Source organism: Pseudomonas sp. SDT291_1_S447, from assembly GCF_054070155.1.
Map to the genome: position 1 here is coordinate 1 of NZ_JBSVXS010000167.1, position 8,576 is coordinate 8,576.

The following is an 8,576-nucleotide window of genomic DNA, read 5'->3' on the forward strand; positions in this document are numbered from 1 at the left end:
GTGTCAGTTAACAATTGTTCATCTGATACACCGCTATCGCGAGCAGGCTCACTCCTACATTTGGTTTTGTGTACTCCCTCAAGATTGTGCCGTGCCTGCTATGATGCGCGGCATCTCCATCGCTCAGGATCGCGCCGTTCCCCATGGATTACCGCAAACCCTCCGACCGCAAAAGCATGCACTCGCGCATCGTCCAGGAACTGGGCATGCAGATCGTCTCCGGACGCTTCAAGCCCGACGACAAACTGCCCGCCGAAGCCCTGCTCTGCGAGGAATACGCGGTCAGCCGGCCGGTGTTGCGCGAAGCCACGCGGGTGTTGGTCGCCAAAGGTCTGGTGTATTCCAAGCCACGCGTCGGCACGGTGGTCAAGGCCCGCCGCGAGTGGCACATGCTCGACCCGGACGTGCTGCACTGGCTGATGCAAAGCAGCCCGCAAAATGAGTTTTTCAATGTGCTGACCAGTGTGCGCAGCATTATCGAACCGGCCGCTGCCGCCCTCGCCGCTCAGCACGCCACCGATGCCGATATCGCGGCGATTGGTGAGGCGTACCAGCGCATGGAAGCGGCGCCGACGCCGGAAGCGTTGTTGCAGCCGGATCTGGATTTCCATAGCCGGATTGCCGATGCGACGCACAATGATTTGCTGGCGAACCTGTGCAACATGTTGTCGGTGGCGATTGCCGAGGCGTTGAAGCATTCGAATCAGCGGCCGAATCTGCATGAATTGGCGTTGCCGCGGCATAAGGCGATTTTGACCGCCATCGAGAATCGGGATGCGCTGGGGGCTCGGCATGCGACGTTGGTGCAGTTGGATGATGCGCGTAGTGCGTTGAGTGTTGTGCTTGGCGCTGAACTTACTTAAGGCTTGAGACTGCTTGCCCTCACCCTAGCCCTCTCCCAGAGGTAGAGGGGACCGATTGGGGGATATTTGGGATTTACGCCGACTTGAAAGATTTGCAGTGAATCCATAATCGACTCGGTATCTCAAGTCGAACGATCTGCTGTGAATCCATAATCAACTCGGTATTTCAGGTCGATGTATCAAGCCGCACCACTCGGTCAGTCCCCTCTCCCTCCGGGAGAGGGTTAGGGTGAGGGGCTGTTGATCTTGAGCCACAAAAAAAGCCGCAACCCTAAGGTTGCGGCTTTGTCGTTTCAGCCCTTCAGATCAATGCGCAAACAGCGAATTGCCCTTCTGCCCCGCCAGTTTCTCCGGCTTGATCAGGAACTTCGCCAGTGCCGGCAGCAGCCACAGCGCACCGAACATGTTCCACAGCAGCATAAAGGTCAGCATCAGGCCCATGTCGGCCTGGAACTTGATCGCCGAGAAGATCCAGGTGCACACACCAATCGCCAGGCACAGGCCGGTGAACAGCACCGCTTTACCGGTGGATTTCAGCGTCTGGTAATAGGCTTCCTGCAACGGCAGCCCGGCACGCAGGAAACTTTCCAGGCGGCTGTAGATGTAGATGCCGTAGTCGACACCAATCCCCACACCCAGCGCCACCACCGGCAAGGTCGCAACCTTCACGCCGATGCCCATGAACGCCATCAGCGCGTTGCCGAGTACCGAGGTCAGTACCAGCGGCAGGACGATGCACAGGGTCGCCGCCCACGAGCGGAAGGTGATCATGCACATCACCGCCACGCAGATGTACACCAGAATCAGGATGGTCAGCTCAGCCTGTTTGATGACTTCGTTGGTGGCCGCTTCGATGCCGGCATTACCGGCGGCGAGGATGAATTCCAGACCGTCCTTGTTATTCTCCTGGGCAAATTCCTGCACCGCATGCACCGCCCGATCGAGGGTTTCGGCCTTGTGATCGTTGAGGAACACCAGCACCGGCGCCAGCGAGCAACTGTTGTTGTACAGACCGTCAGCGCGGGCAATCGAGTTGTTCAGCACGTCCGGGTTGCGCGACAGGGTTTCCCATTTCAGGTTGCCCTCGTTCATGCCCTTGATCATCTGCTTGGACACGGTCACCAGTGAGATCGCCGACTGCACGCCCTCGGTGTTCTGCATCTTCCACATCAACTGATCGATCGGCGCCATGGCCTCATAACGCGAACAGCCTTCGGCCTTGGTCTTGACCATCACCACCAATACGTCAGAGCTGGTGGAGTAATTGCTGATGATGAAATTGTTGTCCTTGTTGTAGCGCGAGTCCGGACGCAGTTCCGGTGCGCCCTGATCGAGGTCACCAATTTTCAGGTTCTGGCTGTACCAGAGGCCGCCACCGAAGGCGATCAGCGCCAGCAGCACCGAGATGCGTGCGACTTTCGGGTTGGCGAAGTTCGACAGCAGGCGCCAGAACGGGTGTTCGCGGTTGGCGTCCTTCTTGCTCTTGGCGATCGCCCGTTTACTGATGCCGACATAGGAAATCGCCACCGGCAGCAGAATCAGGTTGGTGAACACGATCACCGCCACGCCGATCGACGCGCCAATCGCCAGTTCACGGATCACGCCGATGTCGATGATCAGCAGCGTGATGAAGCCCACCGCATCCGCCAGAATCGCGATCATCCCCGGCAGAAACAGTTGCCGGAAGGTACGCCGCGCTGCGGTCAGGGCGTTGTCGGCCTCGCTGGATTGCAGGGCGATACCGTTGATCTTCTGCACGCCGTGGGAAATACCAATGGCGAAGATCAGGAACGGCACCAGCATCGAATACGGATCAAGTCCGAATCCGAAAAAGTGCATCAAACCGAGTTGCCAGACCACCGCCACCAGCGTCGTACTCAACACCGCAATGGTGCTGCGCACGCAGTTGGTGAACCACAACAGAAGGATCAGGGTGATGACGAAAGCGATTCCGAAGAACAGCACCACCATCACCAGACCGTCGATCAGGTCGCCGACCTTCTTGGCGAAACCGACGATGTGGATTTTGACGTTGGGGTTCTGTGCTTCGAACTTGTTGCGGATCTTGTCTTCGAGTTCATGGGAGAACTTGCGATAGTCCAGCGCGAGCAACTTGCCCTGGTCTTCCGGATCCGGGTAGGACTCCAGCAGCGGGATGTCGACGATGCTCGACTTGAAGTCGTTGGCCACCAGCCGCCCGACCTGGCCGGACTTGAGTACGTTGTTGCGCAGCAGGTCGAGGCTGTCCTGCGAGCCGTTGTAGCTCTGCGGGATCACTTCACCGCCGGCAAAACCCTCTTCGGTCACTTCGGTCCAGCGCACGCTCGGGCTCCACAGCGACTTCAGGCCGGAGCGGTCAACGCCGGAGATGTAGAACACCTCGTCGTTGATCTGGCGCAGGGTCTCCATGTATTCCTTGGAGAAGATGTCGCCGTCCTTGGCTTCCACCGAAATGCGCACGGTGTTGCCCAGGTTCGCCAGATCGTTGCGGTGCTCCATCATCTTCTCGATGAACGGATGCTTGAGCGGGATCATTTTTTCAAAACTGGTTGACGGCCGGATCAGCGTCGCCTGCCAGAACAGGAAAATGCTCACCACCAGACAGATCAGGATCACTGCCGGGCGATTGTTGAAAATCAGGCGTTCAAGAAACGTCGCCTTGTCCTGCTGAGGAGTGATCAAGGAAGTCATAGCCCCGCCTTCTTGTTATTGATCTCGGCACCGTTCGGCTGTGTGGTGTGAAGACCACCCTGCCCGCTCAGAATCAGGTTGCCGTCGCCGGCAGCGGTGACCGATGACAGCGAGATGCGGTCCGGACGGTTAAAGACGCTGAAGGTCTCGCCGTTGTCGCTGCTGCTGATCACCGAACCGCCGTTGCCGACGATGACGATCGAGCCGTCTTCAAGGAGGGTCGCACCTGACAGGCCGAACTCCAGCGCCCCGCGTGCAGCTTTCAGTTCGACCTGCTCCCAGGTGCTGCCGAAATCCGTGGAGCGATAAAGATTGCCGCGCAAGCCGTAGGCCAGCAGGGTTTGCGCCTGCGCCGTGCCGATCACGCCGAACAGCGAACCTTCGTACGGGCCTTCGAGTTTTTCCCAGGTCTGACCGTCGTCGGCGGAGCGGAACATGCTGCCCGACTCGCCGACGATAAACAGCCCGGCGTCCTTCACCGCGGCGATGGCGTTAAGGTGGAATTGATCTTCGTTGTCGAGGCGGTCGCTGACGTCTTCCCAGTTTTTACCGCCGTCGGTGGTTTCAAGCAGCGCGCCGTACGCGCCCACGGCAAGGCCGCTGTTGACGTCCTTGAACCAGACGTCGAGCAGCGGCGATTCACGTTTGAGGTCTTCGAATTGCTTGGTCCAGGTCAGACCGCCGTCTGCGCTGGCGAGGATTTGCGCGTCGTGGCCGACCGCCCAGCCGTGCTTGTCGTCGACAAAGTACACCGCCGTCAGCAGTTGCCGGGTCGGCACTTTGGCTTGCGTCCAGGTTTTGCCCTGGTCATCGGAATAGAGAATGTGCCCGCGATCGCCGACCGCGACCAGGCGCGCGCCAGCGTGGACGACATCGAGAATCAGGCTTTTCGCGGCTTTAGTAGATTCGGTGGCATAGACCACGTCAGCCGGGGCCTCGGCGGCAATCACCGGTGCCGATAACGTGGCAAAGCCCAGCAGCGAGAGTGCTGTGGCCAGCAACGCGGTGTTGCGTAACGCCGGCGGGCGGCAACGACTCATAGACCTTCCCCTCTTTATTATTGTTAGGCCATCTGGCCTTCAAGGGCGCCGCAAGTGTGCTCCGCTGATGGCTGCTCAGGAGCATAGTCCTGAAACCCGCAATCCAGAGCCACTTCGGAAGCTGGCTCATCCTATCGGGCTTTCGAAACGTCTGACAATCGGCGCCACGTTATCTTTTGTTAACCGAAAGCGGCCTTCTGTAACGAAGAAATTCCCCTGTGGGAGCGAGCTTGCTCGCGAAAGCGCTGGGTCAGGCAATGAAGATGTCGACTGAAAGGGCCTCTTCGCGAGCAAGCTCGCTCCCACAGGGGTTGATGGGGGCTTTGGAATTTGAATACATGACCATTCGCCGGGGTGATGCGGCAAAAGTCGTCGAGGGGACTTGCACGATCGGTATTATGGTATACCATCAGACGCACAGACACTCTCAATCCCCCTACGGAGCAGCTCATGAGTTTCGAAATTCGCAAGATCGTCAGCTATGTCGAAGAAACCTTCATCGAAGGCGGCAAAGCCACCGACAAGCCAGTGACCATGGTCGGTCTCGCCGTGGTGATGAAAAACCCATGGGTGGGCAACGGTTTCGTGGAAGACCTCAAGCCGCAGATCCGCGCCAACTGCTCCGACCTCGGTGCGCTGATGGTCGAGCGTCTGGTCGGCATCATCGGCGGTGCGGAAAAAATCGAGGCCTATGGCAAAGCCGCCGTGGTTGGCGCCGATGGCGAGATCGAACACGCCTCCGCCGTGATCCACACCCTGCGCTTCGGCAATCACTACCGCGAAGCCGTCAACGCCAAGAGCTACCTGAGCTTCACCAACAAGCGCGGCGGCCCGGGCACTTCGATTCAGATCCCGATGATGCACAAGGACGACGAAGGTCAGCGTTCGCACTACATCACCCTGGAAATGCAGATCGAAGACGCGCCGCGCGCCGACGAAATCGTCGTCGTGCTGGGTTGCGCCGACGGTGGTCGCCTGCACCCGCGCATCGGTAACCGCTACATCGATCTGGAAGAACTGGCCGCCGAAAAGGCCCAGTAATCACAATAAAAAGGCACTGCAGGAGCGCTCCATGATTCGGCTCACCGCTGAACTCACCCCGGCTGGCACCAGTTACCTGGCGACCGGCCAAGGCCAGCCCGTGGTTTTGATCCACGGCGTGGGCCTGAACAAAGAAATGTGGGGCGGGCAGATTGTCGGCCTGTCCAGCCAATACCGGGTGATCGCCTACGACATGCTCGGGCATGGCGCCAGCCCGCGACCGGCCAGCGGCACCAATCTGCTCGGTTACGCCGATCAGTTGCTAGAGCTGCTTGATCATCTGAATCTGCCCCAGGCAGCGGTGATCGGTTTCTCCATGGGCGGTCTGGTCGCGCGGGCCTTTGCCCTGCATTATCCGCAGCGCCTGCAAAGCCTGGTGGTGTTGAACAGCGTGTTCAACCGCAGCGAAGAACAGCGTGCCGGCGTCATCGCGCGCACCGCGCAAGCGGCCGAACACGGCCCGGATGCCAATGCCGAAGCGGCGCTGTCACGCTGGTTCAGCCGCGAATATCAGGCGGCTAATCCGGCGCAGATCGCGGCGATTCGCCAGACCCTCGCCGGCAATGATCCGCAAGGCTACCTGACCACTTACGAATTGTTCGCCACCCAAGACATGTACCGCGTTGACGACCTGGGCAGCATTCAGGCGCCGACGCTGATCGCCACCGGCGAACTCGACCCGGGTTCGACTCCGGAAATGGCCGAGCAACTGGCTCGACGCATCCCCGGTGCAAAGGTTGCCGTGCTGCCCGAGCAACGGCATATGATGCCCGTAGAGTCGCCGCGTCTGGTCAATCAGACGCTGTTGGAATTTCTCCAATTCGCACACTCCCGACAAAACCATATAAAGGGGATCGTTGCATGACACTCGCACGCTTCCAGATGTGCATCGGCGGAGAATGGGTCGACGCCCTCTCCGGCAAGACCTTCGAAAGCCTCAACCCGGCCACGGCGCAAGCCTGGGCCGAGCTGCCCGACGCTGATGAGGCGGACGTCGAGCGCGCCGTGCAATCGGCACAGACTGCTTTCGACAGCCCGGCGTGGCGCGGCCTGACCGCCACCGCACGCGGCAAGTTACTGCGTCGTCTCGGTGATTTGATCGCGGAAAACAAGGAACAACTGGCGCAGCTGGAAAGCCGCGACAACGGCAAGCTGATCCGCGAAACCCGTGGCCAGGTCAGTTATCTGCCGGAGTTCTTTCACTACACCGCCGGCCTTGCCGACAAGCTTGAAGGCGGCACGCTGCCACTGGATAAGCCTGATCTGTTCGCCTATACCGTGCACGAAGCGATGGGTGTGGTGGCCGCGATCATTCCGTGGAACAGCCCGCTTTATCTGACCGCGATCAAACTGGCCCCGGCCCTCGCCGCCGGCAACACGATTGTGATCAAGCCGTCCGAGCACGCTTCGGCGACCATTCTTGAACTGGCACGTCTGGCTCTCGAAGCGGGAATTCCGCCGGGAGTGGTCAACGTTGTCACCGGTTACGGCCCGAGCACCGGCGCCGCCCTCACCCGCCATCCGCTGATCCGCAAAATCGCCTTCACCGGCGGCGCGGCGACAGCGCGGCATGTGGTGCGCAGCAGCGCCGAGAACTTCGCCAAGCTGTCGCTGGAACTGGGCGGCAAGTCGCCGAATATCATCTTCGCCGACGCCGACCTGGACAGCGCGATCAACGGCGCGATTGCCGGGATCTACGCCGCTTCCGGTCAGAGCTGCGTGTCCGGTTCGCGGCTGTTGGTGCAGGACGAGATCTACGACGAGTTCGTCAATCGACTGGTCGAACGCGCCCAGCGCATTCGCATCGGCAACCCGCAGGAAGACAACAGTGAAATGGGCCCGATGGCCACCGCGCAGCAACTGGCGGTGGTCGAAGGTTTGGTCGCCGATGCCATCGCCGAGGGCGCGCGTTTGCGTACCGGCGGCAAGCGGCCAACCGATCTCGGCGAAGGCTGGTTCTATGAGCCAACGCTGTTCGAATGCGACCGCAATTCGATGAAGATCATGCAGGAAGAAGTCTTTGGCCCGGTGGCTTCGGTGATCCGTTTCAAAGATGAAGCCGAAGCGCTGGCGATCGCCAACGACTCGCAGTTCGGCCTCGCCGCCGGCATCTGGACGCGTGATTTGGGCCGGGCGCATCGCCTCGCTCGCGATGTGCGCTCGGGGATTATCTGGGTCAACACTTACCGCGCGGTGTCGGCGATGGCGCCGATCGGCGGTTTCAAGAACAGTGGCTATGGACGCGAAAGCGGCATCGATTCGGTGCTGGCCTACACCGAACTGAAAACGGTGTGGATCAACCTTTCCCAGGCGCCAATGCCTGATCCGTTTGTGATGCGCTAGGAGTCCTGCGAAATGATCGAACCCGGCATTTACAAAGACGTCATGAGCTCGTTCCCGTCCGGCGTCACGGTGGTCACCACCGTCGACCCCGAAGGCGGGATCGTCGGCATCACCGCCAGCGCCTTCAGTGCGCTGTCGATTGACCCGGCGCTGGTGCTGTTCTGCCCCAACTATGCTTCCGACACCTACCCGGTGCTGCGTGACAGCAAGAAATTCGCGATCCATTTGCTGTCCGCCGACCAGACGGCTGAGGCCTATGCATTTGCCGGTAAAGGCAAGGACAAGGCCAAGGACATCGAGTGGCATTTAAGCGAGTTGGGTAACCCGATCCTCGCCAAGGCGACGGCGATCATCGAGTGCGAGTTGTGGCGTGAATATGACGGTGGTGATCACGCGATTATCGTTGGCGCGGTCAAGAACCTGATCCTGCCAGCGCAGCCGGTGACGCCGATGATTTACCACAAGGGCAAGCTCGGCCCCCTGCCAACCCTGGCCTGACGGATTCACACAAAACCCTGTAGGAGTGAGCCTGCTCGCGATAGCGGTAGATCAGTCGACATCCCTGTTGAATGTCAGTCCGCTATCACGAGCAGGCTCC

Annotated in this window: 7 protein-coding genes; 5 read left to right on the plus strand and 2 right to left on the minus strand. The window is 60.0% G+C overall.

Translation table 11 applies throughout. From position 1 onward, the window contains the following. Window positions 1-143 precede the first annotated feature (143 nt). Window positions 144-863: a FadR/GntR family transcriptional regulator gene (locus ACW9IR_RS27230; protein WP_430948395.1), complete on the plus strand. Its 720-nt coding sequence runs from the start codon at window positions 144-146 to the stop codon at window positions 861-863. A gap of 306 nt (window positions 864-1,169) precedes the next feature. Here ACW9IR_RS27230 and ACW9IR_RS27235 read toward each other — a convergent pair whose 3' ends face one another. Both ACW9IR_RS27235 and ACW9IR_RS27240 read right to left on the minus strand, forming a co-directional pair. Further along, window positions 1,170-3,554, minus strand: a complete 2,385-nt coding sequence (locus ACW9IR_RS27235; RefSeq protein WP_102902171.1) for an efflux RND transporter permease subunit — start codon at window positions 3,552-3,554, stop codon at window positions 1,170-1,172. After that, the gene (locus tag ACW9IR_RS27240; RefSeq protein ID WP_102902170.1) at window positions 3,551-4,594 is read right to left on the minus strand and encodes a WD40/YVTN/BNR-like repeat-containing protein; all 1,044 of its coding nucleotides are present in this window, start codon (window positions 4,592-4,594) and stop codon (window positions 3,551-3,553) included. The genes ACW9IR_RS27235 and ACW9IR_RS27240 overlap by 4 nt, the downstream gene beginning before the upstream one ends. 450 nt (window positions 4,595-5,044) lie before the next feature. Between ACW9IR_RS27240 and ACW9IR_RS27245 the strand changes: the two genes are divergently transcribed. Genes ACW9IR_RS27245 through ACW9IR_RS27260 form a run of 4 tightly spaced genes read left to right on the plus strand, consistent with a single transcriptional unit; the run spans window position 5,045 to window position 8,476 of the window. Continuing rightward, window positions 5,045-5,635: an amino acid synthesis family protein gene (locus ACW9IR_RS27245; protein ID WP_007917992.1), complete on the plus strand. Its 591-nt coding sequence runs from the start codon at window positions 5,045-5,047 to the stop codon at window positions 5,633-5,635. A gap of 31 nt (window positions 5,636-5,666) precedes the next feature. Next, window positions 5,667-6,500: an alpha/beta fold hydrolase gene (locus ACW9IR_RS27250; protein WP_158830924.1), complete on the plus strand. Its 834-nt coding sequence runs from the start codon at window positions 5,667-5,669 to the stop codon at window positions 6,498-6,500. Continuing rightward, complete coding sequence (locus ACW9IR_RS27255; RefSeq protein ID WP_008088056.1) at window positions 6,497-7,978, plus strand: aldehyde dehydrogenase; 1,482 nt, start codon at window positions 6,497-6,499, stop codon at window positions 7,976-7,978. Before ACW9IR_RS27250 ends, ACW9IR_RS27255 begins: the two co-directional genes overlap by 4 nt. Before the next feature lie 12 nt (window positions 7,979-7,990). Then, window positions 7,991-8,476, plus strand: a complete 486-nt coding sequence (locus tag ACW9IR_RS27260) for a flavin reductase family protein (RefSeq protein WP_016984497.1) — start codon at window positions 7,991-7,993, stop codon at window positions 8,474-8,476. Window positions 8,477-8,576 lie beyond the last annotated feature (100 nt).

Coding starts and splice junctions, on each gene's coding strand:
- ACW9IR_RS27255 (WP_008088056.1), top strand. CDS start 6,497: ATGACACTCGCACGCTTCCAGATGTGCATCGGCGGAGAATGGGTCGAC.
- ACW9IR_RS27235 (WP_102902171.1), bottom strand. CDS start 3,554: ATGACTTCCTTGATCACTCCTCAGCAGGACAAGGCGACGTTTCTTGAA.
- ACW9IR_RS27240 (WP_102902170.1), bottom strand. CDS start 4,594: ATGAGTCGTTGCCGCCCGCCGGCGTTACGCAACACCGCGTTGCTGGCC.
- ACW9IR_RS27250 (WP_158830924.1), top strand. CDS start 5,667: ATGATTCGGCTCACCGCTGAACTCACCCCGGCTGGCACCAGTTACCTG.
- ACW9IR_RS27230 (WP_430948395.1), top strand. CDS start 144: ATGGATTACCGCAAACCCTCCGACCGCAAAAGCATGCACTCGCGCATC.
- ACW9IR_RS27245 (WP_007917992.1), top strand. CDS start 5,045: ATGAGTTTCGAAATTCGCAAGATCGTCAGCTATGTCGAAGAAACCTTC.
- ACW9IR_RS27260 (WP_016984497.1), top strand. CDS start 7,991: ATGATCGAACCCGGCATTTACAAAGACGTCATGAGCTCGTTCCCGTCC.